This is a genomic window from Actinomadura sp. KC216 (assembly GCF_004348535.1).
Lineage (GTDB): Bacteria > Actinomycetota > Actinomycetes > Streptosporangiales > Streptosporangiaceae > Spirillospora.
Window position 1 is genome coordinate 19793 of sequence record NZ_SMJX01000047.1, and the last position, 19480, is coordinate 39272.

A 19480-nucleotide genomic window follows, 5' to 3' on the forward strand; every position below is an offset into this window, starting at 1 on the left:
GCCCGACGGCGCTACTTATCTCACCGTTCCCGTCATGTCAGGCTAATGCGCGGGGCGCTCCGGACCGGCCGTTTGGCCTGCTCCGGCCCGTTGACCTTTCGGCCTCGGCGAGCAGATCGGCGAGGAAACGGGCGAGGTCGGCGGAGGTGAGCATGGCGCGGACGCCGCGCCCGCTCGCGCCCCACGCCTCGATGACGGCCCGCCGCGCGATCCGCCACCGTCCGGCCGCGGACTGCTGCCGCCCGACCCACATCGAGGACGTCCGCAGCGCGCAGCGCAGCTCGCCGGTGCTCACCACGTCGCCGCGGTCGCGGTAGCGGAAGGAGAACAGCTCGGGTTCGCGGGCCGCACCGCCGCCGGGCGGCTCCGGGAACCGGTCGTCGGGGTCGGGCCAGCGGACGGACTGCGGGGACCCGTCGGCCCTGGCCGCGGCCACCCGGGCGGCGAGGTCGGCCAGGAAGTACCCGCACCGCTCCCCCACCGCGCCGAACGAGTCGCCGTCCCGCCACAGCTCCAGCGTGACCTCGAACGGGGTGCCGTCACGGTCGAGCGAGGCGACCGGGACGACGGCGAGGTCGGAGCCGTCCAGGCAGCGAAGACCGTGCGCCACCCGTCCACCCCCTGCTCGCCGTCCGCGCCCGCTCCCGCGGGCCCGCATGAACGCACAGTAGGGCAGGGCGGCACCATGATCACACCCCATGATCATCGTGATCGGGTAATGAAGCCGGGCCCGCCCCCGTCCTCAAGGCCCGGCCCGCCTTCCGGGGCCCGGCGCGGGCTCAGGCCTTGGGGCCGGCGGCGCGGGCGCGTTCGACGTGCTGGAGCGCGGAGCGCAGCTCCGACAGCCACTCGTCGGTGTTCTTGCCGACGAGCCGCACGCACCAGGCGAGCGCGTCGCTGCGGCTGCGGGCGACGCCGGCCTCGACGAGGGTGTCCAGGACGCGCCGTTCGGGCTGCCGGAGCCGGGTCATGACGGGCACCGACAGGGTGGTGAACATCTCGCGCTCGCCGCCGCACTCGACGCCCCAGGAGACCTTGTGGCCGAAGCGCCGTTCGGCCTCCCGGGCGATGCTCATGCGCCGGTCGCGGGTCTCCTCGCGGAACCGCTGGACGTGGCCGGCGATCGCGCCCGCCCGCTCCGCCTCGGACACCTCCGGCGCCGCGGCGGCGGGCGGTTCGGGGAGGCGGCCGATGACGCTGACCTCCTCGCGGTCGAGGACGACCTCCGGCGGTCCCTCGAACCAGTCGTCGGGGAGCCGTCCGGCGAACCAGCCGCGGAGCTGCTCCGCCGCTTCACTCGTACTCATGTAATCAAAATTACAACCCTGTCGGCGGCGTGCGCCAGCCTCCGCCGCCATTGACATCCACCACCTTTTGAGAGTTACTCTCATTTCATAGTTCACTTCAAATGGGGGTGACCGCCATGAAGGTGGGGTACGGTCGGCGCTGGTTCGGGCTGGCGGCGCTGGCGCTCAGCATGCTGGTGCTCGGGTTCGACATGACGATCCTCAACGTGGCGCTGACCACGCTGTCGGAGGAGCTGCGCGCGAGCACCGGCGAGCTGCAGTGGATCGTCGACTCCTACCTGCTCGTCTTCGGGGCGCTGCTGCTCCCGGCCGGGCTGCTCGGCGACCGGTTCGGCCGCAAATGGCTGCTGATCACCGGGCTCGGGATCTTCGGCGCCGCGTCCCTCCTCGGCGCGTTCGCGGACGGCACCGGCGGCGTCATCGCGGCCCGCGCGCTCATGGGGCTCGGCGCCGCGATCGTGACGCCGCTGTCCATGTCCATGATCCCGGCGATCTTCCCGCCGGAGGAGCGGACCAGGGCCGTCGCCATCTGGTCGGCGTCCACCGCGCTCGGGCTCCCGCTCGGCCCGCTGCTCGGCGGCTGGCTGCTGGAGAACTTCTGGTGGGGCTCGATCTTCCTGATCAACGTGCCGGTCGTGGTCGCGGCCGGCCTCGCGGTGGCGCTGCTGCTGCCCGAGACGCGGGACCCGTCCGCGCCCCGCGTCGACGGGTTCGGCGCGCTGCTGTCCATGGGCGGGATCGTCGCGCTCGTGTACGGGGTCATCGAGGCCCCGGTGCGCGGCTGGGGCGACGCGGTCGTGCTCGGCTCGTTCGCGCTCGCGGCCGTCCTGCTGGCGGGCTTCGCGCTCTGGGAGCGGCGGACCGCCCACCCCATGCTGCCCACGGCGCTGTTCCGGGACGCCCGGTTCATGTGGGCGATGGTCGCCGCCGTCACGGCGAACCTGATACTGGCGGGCGTGCTGTTCGTCGTGCCGCAGTACCTGGAGGCCGTCCAGGGCAACGGCGTCTTCGACACCGGGCTGAAGCTCATCCCGATGCTGCTCGGGCTCATGGGCGGCGCTCTCGCCACCGACCGCGCGACGCCCCGCCTCGGGCACAAGCCCGTCATCGTGCTGGGCCTGCTGGTGCTGGCGGCCGGATGCGGCTGGGGGGCGCTCACGGGCACCGGCGACGGCTACGCCCAGACCGTCGGGTGGCTGGTCGTGGTCGGGCTCGGCAGCGGCCTCACGATGGTCCCGGCGATGGACGCGGTCCTCGCCACGCTCCCCGCCGGCCAGGCCGGACGCGGCTCCGGGCTCGTCCAGACGCTGCGCCAGACCGGCGGGACGCTCGGCGTCGCGGGCCTCGGCAGCCTGCTGGCGGCGATCTACCGCGACCGCGTCGGCACCGGCGGCCTGCCCCCGGACGCGGCGGACGCCGCCCGCGACTCGGTCGGCGGCGCCGTCGCGGTCGCGGAGCGGCTCGGGGACGGCGGGCTGCTCGCCTCCGCGCGGGACGCCTACGTCCACGGCATGGCCGCGGTGCTCGGCGCCTGCGGGGCCGCCGCGCTCGCCGTCGCCGTCCTGCTGTGGCTCTTCCAGCCCGGACGCGTCCCCGGAGATGCGGGGCCCACCGCCGATGACACAGAATCGGACCATGAGCACGTCGCACCCTGAGCATGCGATCGACCGGCTGGAGGACCGGCTCGCCCGGCTTCCGCTGCGCGAGCGCAAGAAGCTGAGGACCCGGAGGGCCATCCAGGACCACGCCCTCCGGCTCTTCACCGAGCAGGGGTACGACGGGACGACGGTGGAGCAGATCGCGGCCGCGGCGGAGATCTCGCCGAGCACGTTCTTCCGCTACTTCCCCACCAAGGAGGACGTCGTCCTCACCGACGAGTACGACCCGCTCATCGCCGAGATGTTCCGCGAGCAGCCGCCGGAGACGCCCCCGCTGGAGGCGTTCCGTGCCGTGATCCGCGAGATCATGACGCAGATGCAGGCGGCCGACCTGCCGGCCACCCGGACGCGCCTGCGGCTCATGGCCGAGGTCCCCGCCCTGCGCGGGCGCATGGCCGAGACGATGCGGGTGGGCACCCGCGCCGTCCTGTCCGAGCTCGTCGCCGAACGGACCGGCCGGCGCGGTGACGACCAGGAGGTCGAGACGTTCAGCTGGGCGGTGCTGGGCGTCCTGCAAGCCGCGCTCTACCGGTGGCTGGAGAGCCCGGAGGAGCTCGACCTGGCCGAGCTCATCGACCGGAACCTGGAGTTCCTCGGCCGCGGCTGCCCCTTGTAGCTAACGCGCGAGGCTGTTGGCGATCTTGGGGCTGACCCGGACGGCGCCGCGCATGTTGCGGGTGTAGACGTCCTGCACCTGCACCACCGTGCCGCGCCTCGGGGCGGCCAGCATCTTGCCCTTCCCGAGGTAGAGCGCGATGTGGGAGATGTAGCCGGGCGCGGTCGGGTCGTTGGCCCAGATGAGCATGTCGCCGGGCTGGGCCTTGCTGTACGGGACGACCCAGCCGACGCGCGCCTGGTCGGCCGCGACGCGCGGGAGCCTGATGCCCGCCTTGGCGAACGCGTACTGCATGAGGCCCGAGCAGTCGTAGCCGCCCTCCTGCTCGGACTCGCCGCCCCACACGTACGGCCAGCCGAGCCGGGTGTGCGCGGCCTGGATCACCGTCCGGACCTGCCGCGCCGTCATGACCTGCCCGTTGGGGACGTTGCCCGGCGCCGCGGGCTCGATCTCCGGATTGACGGCGACGGCCTTCGCGCCCTTCGGCAGCACCTTGCGGAGCTTCTTGATGAACGTCTTCGGCTCGGTCTTCGGCACGCTGATCAGCATCGCGTTGCCGGACGGCATGCCGAGGGCCTGCGCGGTGGTGCGCGAGACGACCGCGTCCACGTCGCCGATGCCCATCGTCGCGTACGCGCCCACGCGCAGCGGCGACTGGTTCGTCCTGCCCCCCACGGGCACCTGGCTGCCGAGCGCCACGCCGCCGTCGTTGCCCATCGTGAAGGAGATCGCGACGTCACCGGCCGCCACGTTCCGCCACAGCGCGTCCGACCTGGCGGTGGGCTTCGGCGTGTAGTTGCGGAACGTGGACGGGTCGACGCCCATCAGCCCGACCCGCTTGCCCGCGACCATGCCCTGCACGGCGTCCACGACTTCGACGCCCTTCACGTTCTTTGCGCCGCGCACCTTAGCGACCAGCTCGGGCGGAAGGGTGGACGGCGCGGCGACCAGGACGTGCGGGGTGAGCCGGGTGCCCTGCGGCGCGACGGCGCCGGGCGACAGGCCGGTGCGGTCGGACGCGGCCACGAACCGGCCGAACCGCTCGGTGCCCCGGGTCGACGCGGGACCGTCGTCACCGCGCGCGACCAGGACGGCGACATTGGCGCCAAGGGTCGTCAGCACTGAAACGCCGATGATCGTCGGAAGGGCCCGGCGGTTCGGCTTTCCCACTGCCACACTCCTCGAAAGGTCGGCCCCGTTGCGGACGTCACACCGTGTTCTAACGTCGCACCGTGTTGTTAAGTTCGCGGTGGACCCCGGTTCCGTCCGGCCACCGTCGAGATACCCGGCGCTCCCGGCGGCCACCCTCGTCCGGACGGCCCCGTTGGGTCAGCCTCGCCCCTGCTACCCAGTGGTAACACCAAGCGGGTACGAGATCAAGGTCACGCTGCCACAAAATGGACGAATCGTCCAATGTCGCACGTCACCCGGAAGACCCGAGCAGTTCTCGCGTCAGCTCCGCCGCGGACGTCACCGGCCGCCGGCAGACGAACCCGCGGCACACGTACGCGGACGGGACGCCGTCCACCAGGCCGCGCCCCTCCAGCAGCGGGACGCCCTCCGCGTCCGGCGGCCCCACGCTCACCACCGCGCCCGGCGCGACCGCCATCAGCGCGGTCTGGTGCAGGACACGGGTGCGCTCGTCGTCCGGATCGCCGATCACCGCGATCTCCACCGGCCCCGACGCCCGCGCCTCCGCCACGGCCAGGCCCCAGCCGGCGAACCGCGCGTGCTTGTCGGCGAGCGTCCCGGCCGGGGCGAGCGCCGCCTCCGCGGACTGCCGGTGCCAGTCCGACGCGGTCAGCGCCGCGAACGACAGCAGCGCGCCCGCCGCGGCGAACTGCCCGGAGGGCACCGCGTTGTCGGTCGGGTCCTGCGGGCGCCGGAAGAGCCGCTCCGCGTCGTCGGCGGTGTCGTAGAACCCGCCGGACCCGTCCCCGAACCGCTCCAGGACGGTGTTCAGCAGCTCACCGGCCAGCCGCACATGCCGCGGATCTCCCGTGACGCCGTGCAGGGCGAGCAGCCCTTCGGCGACGTCCGCGTAGTCCTCCAGCACACCGGCGTTCGCTCCCGCGACCCCGCCCCGCGACGTCCGCGCCAGGCGTCCCTCACGCAGATGCACCTCGACCAGCAGCCGCGCCACCTCCTCGGCCGCCCGGACGAGGTCCGGACGGTCGAACAGCGCCCCGCACTCCGCCAGCGCCGCGATCGCGAGGCCGTTCCACGCCGCCACGACCTTGTCGTCCCGCGCGGGCGGAATCCTGTGCGCGCGCGCCGCCAGCAACGTCGTCCGCACACGCTCGTACCGTTCGACGTCATCGGGATCACTAAGAAGTTGCAGAACCGACGTCCCATGCTCGAACGTCCCGGTCACCTCGAACAGGCTCTCCGCGAACGCGCCGTCCTCATCCCCGAGCACCTCGCGCAGTTGCGCGGGCGTCCAGACGTAGTACTTGCCTTCGACGCCCTCACTGTCGGCGTCCAACGCCGACGCGAGACCGCCTTCGTCCGTCCGGAGGTCGCGGAGCATCCAGTCGCACGTCTCCAGCGCCACCCGCCGCGCGAACGGCGTCCCGGTCAGCCGCCACCAGTGCGCGTACACCCGCGCCAGCAACGCGTTGTCGTAGAGCATCTTCTCGAAGTGCGGCACGACCCAGCCCGCGTCCACCGAGTACCGGGCGAACCCGCCGCCGAGCTGGTCGTACATCCCGCCCCGCGCCATCGCCTCCATGGTGTGCGCGGCCATCGCGAGCGCTTCGTCGTCGCCCGTCCGCGCGTGGTGCCGCAGCAGGAACTCCAGCGCCATCGACGGCGGGAACTTCGGCGCGCCCCCGAACCCACCGCGCGCCGCGTCGTACGACGCGGCCAGCACCTTCACCGCGTGCGCGAGCATCTCCTCGCCCGGCGCCTCCGTCCCCGCGAGCCCCGTCCCGCGCGAGGTGAGCGCGTCGACGACCTGCCGCCCCTGCCCCACCACCTCGTCGCGCTGCTCCGTCCACGCCTTGTGGACGGCCTGCAGCAACGCCCGGAACTGCGCACGCGGGAAATACGTCCCGCAGTAGAACGGATGCCCGTCCGGGGTCATGAACACCGTCATCGGCCACCCGCCCTGGCCCGTCATGGCCTGGGTCGCCTCCATGTAGACGGCGTCGATGTCCGGCCGTTCCTCCCGGTCCACCTTGATGTTCACGAACAGCTCGTTCATGATCCGCGCCGTCTCGCCGTCCTCGAACGACTCATGCGCCATCACATGACACCAATGACAAGCCGCATATCCGACAGAGAGGAGAACAGGGACATCTCGCCGCCGCGCCTCGGCGAGCGCCTCGTCGCCCCACTCCCACCAGTCGACCGGGTTGCCCGCGTGCTGCAGCAGGTACGGGCTTGTCGCATGCTCGAGCCGGTTCATGCCACCGATCCTGCCCGATCCGGCCGCCCCCTCACGCCCTCGCCCGGACCGGCGCGCCTATCTCACGCGGAACGGCCGGCCAGGTCTGTGAGGGCGGGTTCTATGGCGCGGTGGAAGGTGGGGTAGGCGTACATCATTTCGCGGAGGACGGCGGTGGGGGTCTCGGTGTGGACGGCGACGGACAGGAAACCGAGGATCTCGCCGCCGGACGGGCCCGCGGCCGTGGCGCCGACCAGGGTGCCCCATTCGGTGCTCTCGACGAGCTTGATGAAGCCGTCGTTGCCGGCCTTGTGGATCCAGCCCCGGGACGAGTCGGGGATCTGGGACGTGCCGGTGCGGACGGGCAGGTTCTGGTCGCGCGCCTGGGCCTCGGTGAGGCCGACGGAGGCGATCTCGGGGTCGGTGAACGTCACGCGGGGCACGGCGCGGTAGGCGGCGGGCGAGCCCTCCTCGCCGAGGATGTCGCGGACGGCGATGGCCGCCTGGTACATGGAGACGTGCGTGAACGCGCCCATGCCCGTGATGTCGCCGATCGCCCAGACGCCGTCGGCGGCGCGGAGGTGGCCGTCCACCGGGACGTTGCGGGCGTTCTCGTCCAGGCCGACGTGTTCCAGGCCGAGGCCCTTCAGGTTGGGGCGGCGGCCGGTCGCGACGAGGAGGCGGTCGGCGGTGATGCTCTCGTCGCCGAGGTGCATGGTGAACTCGTCGTTCTCGTGCGTGACGGCGGTGACGTCCACGCCGGTGCGGACGCCGATGCCCTCGCGCTCGAAGGCGTCGCGGATCAGCGCGCTGGTCTCCGGTTCCTCGTTGAGGAGGAGGCGGTCGGCGGCCTCGACGACCGTGACGCGGGCGTCGAACCGGGAGAAGACCTGCGCCAGCTCGGCGCCGACGACGCCGCCGCCGAGCACGATGAGCGACGCGGGGACCTCGGTGATCTGGACGGCCTCGCGGTTCGTCCAGTACGGGGTGCCGTCCAGGCCGTCGATGGGCGGGGCGGTGGGCGAGGTGCCGGTGTTGAGGACGATTCCGCGGCGGGCGCGGAACACGCGGTCGTTCACCGTCACTTCGCGGGGGGCCGTGATGCGCCCCTCACCGCGGACCAGCGTGGCGCCCTTGCCGGTGAGGCGGTCGGCGGCGGTCTTGTCGTCCCACCCGTCGGTCGCCTCGTCGCGGATCCGGGCCGCGACCGGCGCCCAGTCGGGCCGGACGTCGGCCTCGCCCGCCATCCCGGGGACGCGGCCGCCGTCCGCGAGGAGCCCGGCGGCGCGCACCATCATCTTGGTGGGCACGCAGGCGTAGTACGGGCATTCGCCGCCGACCAGCCGCGACTCCACCGCGACGACGGACAGGCCCGCCTCGGCGAGCCGTCCGGCGGCGTCCTCGCCGCCGGGGCCGAGACCGATCACCACGACATCCACTTCTTCAGCCATGCCTGGACTCCTGCCCAAGATCGCGTCCGGTTAGGCGGTCGCGTTCGATTTGCTGCGGCGGCGGGACGGCAGCGGGATCCGGTCCAGGTCGTGGACGAGGGTGATGTCGCCGGTGAAATGGGCGGACGCCTCGTCCAGGAAAAGGTGCTCGTCCTCGACGCGGTACCGCTCGGAGAAGTGGGTCAGGACGAGGTGCCCGGCGCTTGCTTCTGCGGCGACTTTGGCCGCCTGTGCCGCTGTGAGGTGGCCGTACTCGGTGGCCAGGGCGGCGTCCTGGTGGAGGAATGTGGATTCGATGATCAGGAGGTCCACGCCGTGGGCCAGTTCGGTGACGGTTTCGCATAGGCGGGTGTCCATGATGAAGGCGACCTTCTGGCCTGGTCGGTGGACGCTGCACTCTTCGAGTGTGACCGTCTGGCCGTCCGGGGTTGTGACGCGGCCCTCTTCTTGAAGGCGCCGGACCAGCGGGCCGCGCACTCCCCGGGCGGCGAGTTCGCCGGGCAGCATCGTCACGCCGTCCGGCTCCTCCAGCCGGTACCCGTACGCCTCCACCGGGTGGGACAGGCGCCGCGCGGTCAGGCCGAAGGGGGCGTCGCCGGTGTCGAGGGTCATCCGGTCGCCCGAGACGGGGTGTTCGCGGATGACGTCGGTGTCGCGGAAGGCGGCCGCGTGGCGCAGCCGCTCCCAGTACTGCGCGCCGCTGGCGGGGAACGCCGCGTCCACCGGGTGCTCGACGCCGTCGCGGGCGATGCGCTGGACGATCCCCGGGACGCCGAGGCAGTGGTCGCCGTGGAAGTGGGTCACGCAGATCCAGGTCACGTCGTTCGCGGCGACCCCGGCGTGCGCCATCTGCCGCTGCGTGCCCTCGCCCGGGTCGAACAGCAGGCCGTGGCCGTCCCAGCGCAGCAGGTACCCGTTGTGGTTGCGGGCCTTGGTGGGCACCGCGCTGGCCGAGCCCAGGACGATCAGATCGCGCATCCCCCCATGGTGCCGCCCCGGGGCCCGGGTAAGCGCTTGGTTATGCTGGGCGCGTCGTCGAGCGGGAGGTGCCCCGTGGCCGGTGGGAAGCGCGAGAAGATCCGGATGGCGCCGGAGGAGGTGGCGTCCTATCTCGCCGCGAACTTCAGGGTCCAGGTCGCCACGGTCGGCCGGGACGGGGCGCCGCACCTCGTGACGATGTTCTACGCGCTGCTCGACGGCAGGATCGCGTTCACCACGTACCGGGCGTCGCAGAAGGTGCTGAACCTGCGCCGCGACCCGACCATGACGTGCCTGGTCGAGGACGGGGTGGAGTACGGCGAGCTGCGCGGCGTCGCCCTCTACGGCCGGGGTCTGGTCATCGAGGACCCGGAGCCGCGCTCGAGGGTCGGCATGGTGGTCGGGTCCCGGATGGCGGGGCTGCCCGTGCCGGAGATCGGCGAGCCGATCGACCCGGTCGTCGCGGCGGGCATCGAGCAGGCGATCGCCAAGCGCGTTCTCGTCGTCATGGAACCCGACCGCGTCGTCAGCTGGGACCACGGCAAGCTCTGACCTCACTCCAAGGCCGCGCGGCGGCGGGCGACCGCGGCCGACTTCGGGCTCTCGATCGAGTCGTACAGTTCGACGGCGCGGTCCAGTGCGGCGGCCTCGGCGGCGTGGTCGCCGCGCTGGCGGGCGGCGTCGGCGATGTGGACGAACATGGCGGCCTGCTGGTCGACGGCGCCCTGCCTCCGCATGATCTCCAGGGCCTGGCCGAAGAAGTTGGTGGCCGCGACGGGGCGGCGGGCGCGCAGGTACGCCTCGCCGAGGCTCGCCAGCGCGCGGGCCCGGTTGTAGTCGTCGGGTTCGGGGAGGGCGGCGAACTCGTCCGGGAGGGGGCCGAGCAGGTCGATGGCGCGGTCGAGGTCGCCGGTCATGGCCAGGGCGCGGGCGAGGTTGTGGCGGGCCATCAGGATCGCGTGCGGGTCGCCGCCGGCTTCGGCGCGGCGCAGGCCGTCCTGGAGGGTCTCGGCCGCCTCCGCCCAGCGTTCCCGCTCCAGCAGCGCCAGCCCGCCGGCCTCCAGTTCCCCTTCGCCGGCCGTGGCGTCCCGGCCGCCGGTGGCCGTGGCGGCGAGGTAGTGGTCGAGGGCGCGGCGGAGCGCGGCGTCCCGTTCCGCCGCGGTCTCCTCGCGTTCCGCCAGCTCGCGGGCGTAGCCGCGCAGCGGTCCCGGGAGGGTGAACCGGCCTTCGCCGGACGCGGCGGCGAGCTCCCGGGCGGTCAGCGCCTCCAGCAGCTCGCGGGCCTCGGGTTCGGGGACGTCCGCCAGCGCGGCCGCCGCCGCGAGGCCGATGTCGTCGGCGGGATGCAGGCCCAGCAGCCTGAACAGCCGGGCCGCCGCCGGGGCGAGGTCCCGGTAGGCGTCCTCGAAGTTCGCGCGCACGTCGAGGGTCCTCCCCGGACGCGCCCGGGTCCAACCGGCCGTCAGCCGGCCTTCAGCGGCCCCGGCAGCGGCGCCCGCTCGCGGAGCTCCAGCCGGTTGGCGCGGACGTCCCACAGCGCCAGCACCACGACCACGACGGCGGCGCAGATGTGCAGGGCCAGCGGCGTGAGCGCGTCGAGCGCGAAGGCCGGTACCGCGAGCGCGGCGAGGGCGAGGAGCGCGGTCGCCCGGGCGCGCGTGAACCCGCCGAAGACGGCCCGCTTGAACAGCGCGTGCCCGGCGACGAACAGGGCCGGGCCGCCGAGCGCGACGACGGCGAACGCGGTGCTCACGTGCCCGTCCGGGTGCGCCAGCACCTGCTCGTCCGCGACCGCGCTGACGACGATGCCCGCGACCATGACGATGTGGACGAAGGTGTAGGCGGACCGTCCGAGCCGCCCGGGGTCGGCGGACGACGCGATCCGCTCGGCGGCGGCCTCCGCGGTGTGGTCGAAGTAGATCCACCACAGCGCGACGGTGCCGACGAACGCCGACACGAGCCCGGCCGTGACCGCCGCCGTCGGCGTGTGGTCGCCGAACGTCGCGCCGGTGACCAGCACCGTCTCGCCGAGCGCGATGATGACGAACAGCTGGCAGCGCTCGGCCATGTGGGCGCCGTCGATCGTCCACTCGGTGGTGCTGGCCCGGCCGAGCAGCGGTGTCGCGTAGCCGTGCCACGGCGCGAGGCACTCCAGGGCGACGGCCAGCAGCCACAGCCCGGCGCGGGCGTCATGGCCGTCGACGAGGGCGCCGGCGATCCACAGCACGCCGGGGACGGCGTGCCAGAACAGGATCCGCTGGAAGCCCGCGCCCAGTTCGTGCCCCCGGGTGCAGACGACGGCGAACAGGGTGCGGCCGACCTGGATCGTGACGTAGGCGGCGGCGAACCACATCGCCTTGTCGCCGAACGCGCCGGGCAGCATCGCCGCCATGAACAACCCGGCGATCATCACGCCGACCAGCACCAGCCGGACGGCGGGATGGTCGGGGCTGAACCAGTTCGTCATCCAGGACGTGTACATCCACGCCCACCAGACCGCCAGCAGGAGCAGCAGCGTCTCGGCGGCCCCGCGCAGCGTGAGGTGCTCCAGCAGCAGGTGCGACAGCTGGGTGATCGCGAAGACGAAGACGAGGTCGAAGAAAAGCTCGAAGAAGGTGACCCGCGCGCCCTGCTCGCCGCGCTCGCGCAGGAGCGCGGTCACCCGGTGCGGGCGGTCCGGCCCGGGCGCGGTGAGGTCCTCTGGAAGATGCGCCGCGTCCGCCATGGGCGCCCCCGCTTCTGTCAGGCGTGCTGCCGTTGTGTCAGCCGGGGGGCGTGCGGGGTCGGAGCGTCAGGATTCGTCGTCGTCCGCCGGCGCCGTCGCGGCCTTGTCGATCTTAGCGGCGTCACCGGTGGCGGCGGTGCTCGCCGCCTTTTCCGCCGCCTTCTCGGCCTCGGCGCGCTCCCACTCCTGCTGCTTCAGGTCCGCTTCCCGCGGCGCCTGGATCTTCTTCAACTGCTTGGTCATCGAGCGGAGCAGGAGCACCGTCGCGACGAGCAGCGCGACGAAGACGGCGAGGCCCAGGACGCCGGGGCTGACGGTGTCGTCGTTCAGCGGGACGTCGGCGAGCGCGGGCGCTTCGGCGAGCAGGGGCACTACAGACACACCCTCTCCCGGATGCCGGCGAACAGGTCGTCCTCCGGCAGCTCGGTGTCGACCAGGGACCTGGCCAAATGGTAGTCCTCGGTCGGCCATGCCTCGCGCTGGACGTCGATCGGGACGACGAACCAGAACCCGTTGGGGTCGATCTGGGTGGCGTGGGCGAGGAGGGCCTGGTCCCTGGTCTCGAAGTGGTCGGCGCAGGGGACGCGCGTCGTCACGTCCCAGTTCGCGCGCTTCTCCTTCTTTTCCTCGAAGGCGTCCAGCCATTCGGCGTAGGGCGACTCCAGGCCGGCGGTCTCCATCGCGTGGTGCAGGGCGAGGATCCGCTCCTTGTTGAAGGTCATGTGGTAGTAGAGCTTGAGCGGCTGCCACGGCTCGCCGGTGCCCGGGTAGCGCTCCGGGTCGCCCGCCGCCTCGAACGCCTCCACCGACACCTCGTGGCACTTCACGTGGTCGGGATGCGGGTAGCCGCCCTTCTCGTCGTAGGTCAGCATCACGTGCGGCTTGAAGTCGCGGACGGCGCGCACCAGCGGCTCGGACGCCTTCTCCAGCGGTTCGAGCGCGAAGCAGCCGTCCGGCAGCGGCGGCAGCGGGTCGCCCTCGGGGAAGCCGGAGTCGACGAAGCCGAGCCAGCGCTGCTCGACGCCGAGGATCTCCCGGGCCCGCGCCATCTCCGCCTCGCGGACCTTGCCGATGTCGGCCTTGATCTCGGGACGGTCCATCGCCGGGTTGAGGATGTCGCCGCGCTCGCCGCCCGTGCAGGTGACGACCAGGACCTCGACGCCCTCGGCGACGTACTTCGCCATCGTCGCCGCGCCCTTGCTGGACTCGTCGTCGGGGTGGGCGTGCACCGCCATGAGGCGCAGCGGCTCCTCGCCGCCGGCCGCCGTTCCACCACCGGCCGCCGTACCGCCGTCGACGGCCGGCGTATCGTCGTTGACCGCCGTATCGATGACCTCGGACACGTGGGGATCTCCTGTTCGGACCGTGATGAGCGGACCCCGGTTCGAGGCACGCGCGATGACAGACGAGAATTGTCCCTGACAACGTCCGCCCACCGCACGGAGATTCCCCGCCATGACGACGAGCCTGTCGAAACCAGCGGCGTCCGACGACTCCGGGCCGGGCCCGGCCGGGACGCGGCGCGGACGCGCCGGGCTGGTCGTCATCGGCGTCGTGACGGCGCTGGCGGCGGGCGGCTTCGGGATCATCGCCGCCTACGCTGGGCAGACGCCGGGCATCGTCGCGCAGACGGTCACCTATGACATCGCCGACACCGGCGTCGAGATCAACTATTCGGTGGCCAAGGGGAAGGGCGACGAGGTGCGGTGCACCGTCGACGCCTTCGACGAGAAGTTCGCGGTGCTCGCCGAGCAGGAGGTCACCGTGCCCGCCGGAACGTCCAGCGTGGACGGGACGGCGACGCTCCAGACCCCGCGCCGGGCCACCGGGGCGAGGATCCACGGTTGCCGGGCCGTCTGACGGCCCGGACCTCTTTCGTCCCCGCCGGGACGCCCCTACACCCGGTAAAGGACGAAACACGATTGGCGGATTGCAGGCACCGTGTTCAGGGAACCTTTACTCGAACACACCGGATAGGCTAGAGGTTTCACCTGGCCGCACTTCATGTCGATGTGACACCCGCTCCACGGCGGGCGGGCGAGATCGCAACATGTGGATGAGGAGTACCCGTGACCGAGACCCGCGCTGACAACGTCACCTGGCTGACCCAGGAGGCGTACGACCGGCTCAAGAACGAACTTGAGCACCTGTCGGGCCCGGGCCGCATCGAGATCGCGCAGAAGATCGAGGCGGCGCGGGAGGAAGGCGACCTGCGCGAGAACGGCGGCTACCACGCGGCCAAGGAGGAACAGGGCAAGATCGAGGGCCGCATCCTCCAGCTCCAGGGCATCCTGGAGAACGCCCGCGTCGGGGAGGCGCCCCGCACGGAGGGCGTCGTCGGCCCGGGCATGACCGTCACGGTCTCCTTCGAGGGCGACGACGAGGAGGTCACGTTCCTGCTCGCCTCCCGCGAGGAGGTCGGCGCCCCTATCGACGTGTACTCCCCCAAGTCGCCGCTCGGCGCCGCCATCAACGGCAAGAAGGTCGGCGACAAGGCCACCTACACCCTGCCGAACGGCCGCGGCATGACCGTCGAGATCCTCGACGCGACCCCCTACGGCGCCGGCTGACCCCCGCGCGCCTTCACGAGCTCCCACGCGGCGTGTGACCGATGAGGCCGGGCGATCTCCACCGAGACGCCCGGCCTCACCACGTCTCCGCGGAGCCCTCGCGGCGGCCCGAGCCCTCGCGGCGGCCCGGGCCCTCGCGCCGGGTCTCGGCGTCGCGGCCGGGGGCCGTGCCCTTCCGGGTGGACGCCGCGTTCCTCCGTGACGACGCCGCGCGGACGAGCGGAAGCGTGCGGTACGGGACCTGGGTGGCCAGCGAGATCACCGAGGACGCCCGTTCGACGCCCGCCACGTCCACGATCACGTCGATGACGCGCTGCAGGTCGGTGTTGCTGCGCGCCACGACCCGGCACAGCATGTCGCCGGGGCCGGTGATCGTGTGCGCCTCGATCACCTCCGGCACCTGCGCGAGCCGCGCCGCCACCGGGTCGTGCCCGCCCGCCTGCCGCAGCTGCAGCGTCACGAACGCCGTGACGCCGTAGCCGAGCGCCGCCGCGTCGATCTCCGGGCCGAAGCCCGCGATGACGCCGTCGCGGGCCAGCCGGTCGAGCCGCGCCTGGACGGTCCCGCGCGCGACCTTGAGCCGCCTGGACGCCTCCAGCACGCCGATGCGGGGCTCGGTCGTGAACAGCTCGATCAGGCGTCCGTCCAGGTCATCGATGGCCACGCCGCCGCCTCCCGCTCACCGCCGCCGGTTCCAACTCGCTCCCGCTCATGGTCATGATGTACAGACCGCCCGACGGTCTCCCGGTTCGACTGTACAGATTGTCCAGCGATTCAATCCACTCTTGCGCACCTTGTAGGCGCATGTCGAGATTGGGTGGTATGGATGAGTTTCCGGTCAAAGGCATGGACGCCGTCGTCTTCGCCGTCGGCAACGCAAAGCAGGCGGCGCACTACTACTCGACCGCGTTCGGCATGCGCAGGGTCGCCTACCGCGGCCCGGAGAACGGCAGCCCCGACGAGGCCGTGCACGTGCTGGAGTCCGGCAACGCCCGGTTCGTGTTCCGCGGTCCGGTCAAGGCGGGCACCGAGATCGGCCGGCACATCGCCGCGCACGGCGACGGCGTGGTCGACCTCGCGATCGAGGTCCCCGACGTGCACGCCGCCTACCGGCACGCGGTCGCGAAGGGCGCGACGGGCCTGGAGGAGCCGCACGTCCTGGAGGACGACTTCGGCAAGGTGACGATCGCGGCGATCGCCACGTACGGCGAGACGCGGCACTCGCTGGTCGACCGGTCAAACTACGCCGGTCCGTACCTGCCGGGGTTCGTCGCCGCCGACCCGATCGTCGCGCCGCCGGAGAAGCGGTTCTTCCAGGCGATCGACCACTGCGTCGGCAACGTCGAGCGCATGAACGAGTGGGCCGACTACTACCACCGGGTCATGGGCTTCACCGACATGGCGGAGTTCGTCGGCGACGACATCGCGACCGAGTACTCGGCGCTGATGTCCAAGGTCGTCGCGGACGGCACCCGCAAGGTGAAGTTCCCGCTGAACGAGCCCGCGGAGAGCAAGCGCAAGTCGCAGATCGACGAGTACCTGGAGTTCTACGGCGGGCCCGGCGTGCAGCACATCGCGCTCGCCACCAACGACATCCTCGCGTCCGTCGACCGGATGCGGGCCGCGGGCGTGGAGTTCCTGGCCAGCCCCGACTCCTACTACGAGGACCCCGAGCTGCGCGAGCGCATCGGCCAGGTGCGGGTCCCGATCGAGGAGCTGCAGAAGCGCCGCATCCTGGTCGACCGGGACGAGGACGGCTACCTGCTGCAGATTTTCACCAAGCCCGTCCAGGACCGGCCGACGGTGTTCTTCGAGCTGATCGAGCGGCACGGCTCGCTCGGCTTCGGCAAGGGCAACTTCAAGGCGCTGTTCGAGGCGATCGAGCGCGAGCAGGAGCTCCGCGGCAACCTCTGAGACCAACCACCGCTCGGGGGGTCACCGGCTCTGGACGTGGGCGCGTCCAGGGCCGGTGGCCATATGACGCCTGTACAGACGCCTGTGCATCGGCCTGTTCACCGGCAGGCTGTGTTTACCGGCACACTGTGGGCCATGAGTGAACCGCCTGAGAACCCCCGGCCCGCGGGCGGCGACAGGGAGCCCCCTGAACCGCAGGTCGGCGACGCGCCCGACACCGGCGTCCCCATGAACAAGGAAACCCCCGCCGCGGAGGGCACCGGCGAGCGTCCGCCGCCGTACCAGGGGACGTACGGCGCCCAGCCCGGCCAGATCCCTCCAGCGCCGCCGGTCGGGCCCGGTCATGCCCCGCCCGTCCCCGGCGCGCCGCCGCAGCCCGCCTATGGCCCTCCCGGTCAGCCGCCCCCCGGGTACGGCGGAGGCCCGCACGACATGCTGGCGGGACGCGGCGCGCGCCTCGGCGCGGGGATCCTGGACGGCCTGCTCCTCAGCATCGTGGCAATGCCCGCCGTCCTGTTCTCCATCCGCTGGGACAAGATGGAGGAGTCCATGGAGTCCGGCGAGCCGATCGTCGACCCGCTGGAGCTCTACAACATCCCGAGGCTGCTGACCGGTTACGCCATCGCGTTCCTGGTGGGCTTCGCGTACTACACGATCCTGCACGCCAAATGGGGCCAGACGCTCGGGAAGAAGGCGGTCGGCATCCGGCTGGTGAAGGCGTCCGACCATTCGGCGGTGAGCTGGGGGCAGGTCATGGGCCGGCAGGGTTTCGTCTACGCGATCACGCTCGCGACGGCGTCGCTCAACCTGCTCACGCCCGCCGCGGGCATCCTCGGGCTCGCCGGCCTGCTCGACACCGCGTGGATCCTGTGGGACCCGCGCAGGCAGGCCCTCCACGACAAGGTCGCCGGGACGGTGGTGGTGAAGGCGGTGCCGTGGGTGCCGAACCCGTACGCCAAGCAGTGAGCGCCGCCGCCCGGGCGGCCCTTTGATCATTTACCGATCATCCGCGGGCAAACATTGCGCTGCCCCCGGACGCGGCGAGGTTTGGACGGCGGCGGCACGGCCACCCTGACGGCATGACGCAACCGCCGAACGACCCCGCGTCCGGGGGAGAGCCGGACGACCGGCAGCCCGGGCGGCAGGAACCCGAACGCCCAGGCCCGTACGGCGGACCGCCCTACGGGCAGCAACCTCCCTACGGGCAACAGCCTCCGCAGGGCCAGCAGCCACCGTACGGCCAGCAACCGCCGCAGGGGGAACAACCCCCGTACGGGCAGCAGCCGCCGTACGGACAGCAGCAGCAGCCTCCGTACGGGGGCCAGCAGCCCTACGGCCAGCCCCAGCCCGGGCAAGACCCATACGGCCAGCAACAGCCCTACGGGCAGCAGCCCTATGGCCAGCAGCCGTACGGGCAGCAGGGGTACGAGGCCGCGCCCGCCTATGGCGGCGGCATGGGCGGCTATGCGGATCCGGCCGAGGGGCTGGCGAGCCGGTGGGCGCGGCTGGGCGCCGCCATCGTGGACCTCATCCTCGTCGGGGTCGTGTCGAGCCTGATCTCGCTCCCGTTCGTGGACTGGGACCGCGTGTTCGATCCGGAGCCGGGTGACTCGTTCTACAGCGGCGGGCAGACGGCGGCGAACGCGATCGGCATCGTGCTCGGGTTCCTTTACTACTGGCTGATGCACGCCAAGTGGGGGCAGACGCTCGGCAAAATGCTGCTGCGGATCCGCGTCGTCCGCGAGCACGACCGGCAGGCGATCACCACCGGCCAGGCGGTGGGACGTTCGGCGTTCTACAGCGTGCTGGGCGGCGCCTGCGGGTGCATCGGCTTGATCGACGTCCTGTGGATCCTCTGGGACCCGCGCAAGCAGGCCCTGCACTGCAAGGTCGCGCGTACCGTCGTCGTCAAGGCCGACCCGCACCTACCCAACCCCTACGCCCGTCGCTGACCCTTGCCCGCCGCCGGCGCCGCATGACCGAGTTGCCGGTTAGGGCCCGGCACGGGCAGGCTGGGCAACGTGCATATGGCCGGAAACTCCCCCAGCTCTCGCCGCGCCGCCGCGCGCGTCGTGTCTCGGAACGCGGGTCGGTCCCGTGACACGCGGCGGCTGATCCGCGGCGGTGCGGGGCTGGCCGCGCTCGCCGTCGCGGGGTCGCTGACCACGTCCTGCCAGCTCGCCCCCTTCGAGGACGGCGACGACGAGACCGGTCCGCCGCCGGTCCCGGCCGCGACCGGTCCGGCGGGACCGGCGACGGCGGGCGACCAGTACGTGCCGGGCAACGGCAACGGCGGCTACGACGTCCAGCACTACGCGCTGAAGCTGAAGGTCACGCCGAACGGGCCGCGGCAGCTGGACGGCACCGCGACGATCACCGCGGTCGCGACCGAGCGGCTCGCCCGGTTCAACCTCGACCTGACCGGCCTGGAGGTGTCGTCGATCACGGTGAACGGCGCCCCGGCGCGGCAGCAGCGCGACGCGAGCGAGCTGGAGGTCACGCCCGCGAAGCCGCTGGAGAAGGGCGCGAAGTTCACCACCGTCGTCGCGTACGCGGGGACGCCGGAGCCGGTGTCGGACCCGGTGCTCGGCACCTACGGCTGGATCCGCACCCCGGACGGCGTGTTCGTGGCGTGCCAGCCGAGCGGCGCGCACACCTGGTTCCCGAGCAACGACCATCCGAGCGACAAGGCCACGTTCGACTTCGAGCTCACGGTGCCGCCCGGCCTCACCGCGATCGCCAACGGCGAGCCGGAGACGCCGCCGGCGAGCTCCGGCGGGGCGCCCGGCGACCCCGGCCTGCCGGGCACGCCGCCCAGCCTGCCCGGCGTGCCGCCCGACTTCCCGAGCGGCCCGCCCACCGAGCCCCCGGGC

19 protein-coding genes and 1 pseudogene are annotated in these 19480 nt (G+C 72.3%); 9 read left to right on the forward strand and 11 right to left on the reverse strand.

What is annotated here, in order from left to right; translation table 11 throughout:
• Nucleotides 1-37: 37 nt before the first annotated feature.
• Both E1264_RS10995 and E1264_RS11000 read right to left on the reverse strand, forming a co-directional pair.
• On the reverse strand, nucleotides 38-610 hold the full coding sequence (locus E1264_RS10995; RefSeq protein ID WP_243710861.1) for a hypothetical protein: 573 nt from the start codon (nucleotides 608-610) through the stop codon (nucleotides 38-40).
• A gap of 169 nt (nucleotides 611-779) precedes the next feature.
• A complete protein-coding gene (locus E1264_RS11000; protein ID WP_132172284.1) occupies nucleotides 780-1307 on the reverse strand; it encodes a hypothetical protein in 528 nt (175 codons plus the stop codon).
• A gap of 116 nt (nucleotides 1308-1423) precedes the next feature.
• Here E1264_RS11000 and E1264_RS11005 point away from each other — a divergent pair, with 116 nt between their 5' ends.
• Nucleotides 1424-2962 carry an MFS transporter gene (locus tag E1264_RS11005; protein WP_243710862.1) on the forward strand — a complete coding sequence of 513 codons (1539 nt, stop codon included), beginning with the start codon at nucleotides 1424-1426 and terminating at the stop codon, nucleotides 2960-2962.
• Nucleotides 2943-3581, forward strand: coding sequence for a TetR family transcriptional regulator (locus tag E1264_RS11010; RefSeq protein WP_207935847.1), 639 nt, complete (start codon nucleotides 2943-2945; stop codon nucleotides 3579-3581). The genes E1264_RS11005 and E1264_RS11010 overlap by 20 nt, the downstream gene beginning before the upstream one ends.
• Here E1264_RS11010 and E1264_RS11015 read toward each other — a convergent pair whose 3' ends face one another.
• The 4 genes from E1264_RS11015 to E1264_RS11030 all read right to left on the reverse strand — a co-directional run bounded on the left by E1264_RS11015 (nucleotide 3582) and on the right by E1264_RS11030 (nucleotide 9398).
• Complete coding sequence (locus E1264_RS11015; protein WP_132172288.1) at nucleotides 3582-4751, reverse strand: C40 family peptidase; 1170 nt, start codon at nucleotides 4749-4751, stop codon at nucleotides 3582-3584. It abuts the gene before it with no gap.
• Between the two features lie 253 nt (nucleotides 4752-5004).
• Nucleotides 5005-6990, reverse strand: a complete 1986-nt coding sequence (locus tag E1264_RS11020) for a thioredoxin domain-containing protein (RefSeq protein WP_132172290.1) — start codon at nucleotides 6988-6990, stop codon at nucleotides 5005-5007.
• A 62-nt stretch (nucleotides 6991-7052) separates the two neighbouring features.
• A complete protein-coding gene (locus E1264_RS11025; RefSeq protein WP_132172292.1) occupies nucleotides 7053-8420 on the reverse strand; it encodes an NAD(P)/FAD-dependent oxidoreductase in 1368 nt (455 codons plus the stop codon).
• A 30-nt stretch (nucleotides 8421-8450) separates the two neighbouring features.
• Nucleotides 8451-9398: a ribonuclease Z gene (locus E1264_RS11030; protein ID WP_132172294.1), complete on the reverse strand. Its 948-nt coding sequence runs from the start codon at nucleotides 9396-9398 to the stop codon at nucleotides 8451-8453.
• A 75-nt stretch (nucleotides 9399-9473) separates the two neighbouring features.
• Here E1264_RS11030 and E1264_RS11035 point away from each other — a divergent pair, with 75 nt between their 5' ends.
• Nucleotides 9474-9950, forward strand: a complete 477-nt coding sequence (locus E1264_RS11035; RefSeq protein ID WP_132172296.1) for a pyridoxamine 5'-phosphate oxidase family protein — start codon at nucleotides 9474-9476, stop codon at nucleotides 9948-9950.
• A gap of 2 nt (nucleotides 9951-9952) precedes the next feature.
• Here the strand turns inward: E1264_RS11035 and E1264_RS11040 are convergent, their stop codons facing one another.
• The 4 genes from E1264_RS11040 to mca all read right to left on the reverse strand — a co-directional run bounded on the left by E1264_RS11040 (nucleotide 9953) and on the right by mca (nucleotide 13358).
• Nucleotides 9953-10819 (reverse strand): tetratricopeptide repeat protein, encoded by an 867-nt coding sequence (locus E1264_RS11040; RefSeq protein ID WP_132172298.1) that lies wholly within the window; start codon nucleotides 10817-10819, stop codon nucleotides 9953-9955.
• 41 nt (nucleotides 10820-10860) lie between these two features.
• Entirely contained in the window at nucleotides 10861-12123 is a 1263-nt protein-coding gene (locus E1264_RS11045; RefSeq protein ID WP_132172300.1) for a low temperature requirement protein A, read from the reverse strand.
• A gap of 66 nt (nucleotides 12124-12189) precedes the next feature.
• Nucleotides 12190-12504, reverse strand: coding sequence for a hypothetical protein (locus E1264_RS11050; protein WP_207935848.1), 315 nt, complete (start codon nucleotides 12502-12504; stop codon nucleotides 12190-12192).
• A complete protein-coding gene (gene mca, locus E1264_RS11055) occupies nucleotides 12495-13358 on the reverse strand; it encodes a mycothiol conjugate amidase Mca (RefSeq protein WP_132172320.1) in 864 nt (287 codons plus the stop codon). Before mca ends, E1264_RS11050 begins: the two co-directional genes overlap by 10 nt.
• A gap of 220 nt (nucleotides 13359-13578) precedes the next feature.
• On the opposite strand from mca, the gene E1264_RS11060 reads away from it, so the two are divergent.
• Both E1264_RS11060 and greA read left to right on the forward strand, forming a co-directional pair.
• On the forward strand, nucleotides 13579-13983 hold the full coding sequence (locus E1264_RS11060; protein WP_132172302.1) for a DUF4307 domain-containing protein: 405 nt from the start codon (nucleotides 13579-13581) through the stop codon (nucleotides 13981-13983).
• A 209-nt stretch (nucleotides 13984-14192) separates the two neighbouring features.
• Complete coding sequence (gene greA / locus E1264_RS11065; RefSeq protein ID WP_132172304.1) at nucleotides 14193-14693, forward strand: transcription elongation factor GreA; 501 nt, start codon at nucleotides 14193-14195, stop codon at nucleotides 14691-14693.
• 76 nt (nucleotides 14694-14769) lie between these two features.
• Here greA and E1264_RS11070 read toward each other — a convergent pair whose 3' ends face one another.
• The gene (locus E1264_RS11070) at nucleotides 14770-15357 is read right to left on the reverse strand and encodes an Lrp/AsnC family transcriptional regulator (RefSeq protein WP_132172306.1); all 588 of its coding nucleotides are present in this window, start codon (nucleotides 15355-15357) and stop codon (nucleotides 14770-14772) included.
• Nucleotides 15358-15515: 158 nt separating this feature from the next.
• On the opposite strand from E1264_RS11070, the gene hppD reads away from it, so the two are divergent.
• From hppD to E1264_RS11090, 4 genes and pseudogenes are all read left to right on the forward strand, one after another.
• Nucleotides 15516-16607, forward strand: a complete 1092-nt coding sequence (gene hppD, locus E1264_RS11075; RefSeq protein ID WP_207935849.1) for a 4-hydroxyphenylpyruvate dioxygenase — start codon at nucleotides 15516-15518, stop codon at nucleotides 16605-16607.
• Nucleotides 16608-16742: 135 nt separating this feature from the next.
• Nucleotides 16743-17573 carry an RDD family protein gene (locus E1264_RS11080; protein ID WP_165964121.1) on the forward strand — a complete coding sequence of 277 codons (831 nt, stop codon included), beginning with the start codon at nucleotides 16743-16745 and terminating at the stop codon, nucleotides 17571-17573.
• Between the two features lie 113 nt (nucleotides 17574-17686).
• Nucleotides 17687-18559, forward strand: coding sequence for an RDD family protein (locus tag E1264_RS11085; RefSeq protein WP_132172312.1), 873 nt, complete (start codon nucleotides 17687-17689; stop codon nucleotides 18557-18559).
• Nucleotides 18560-18634: 75 nt separating this feature from the next.
• Nucleotides 18635-19480: pseudogene (locus E1264_RS11090) on the forward strand (M1 family metallopeptidase); the annotation flags it as partial.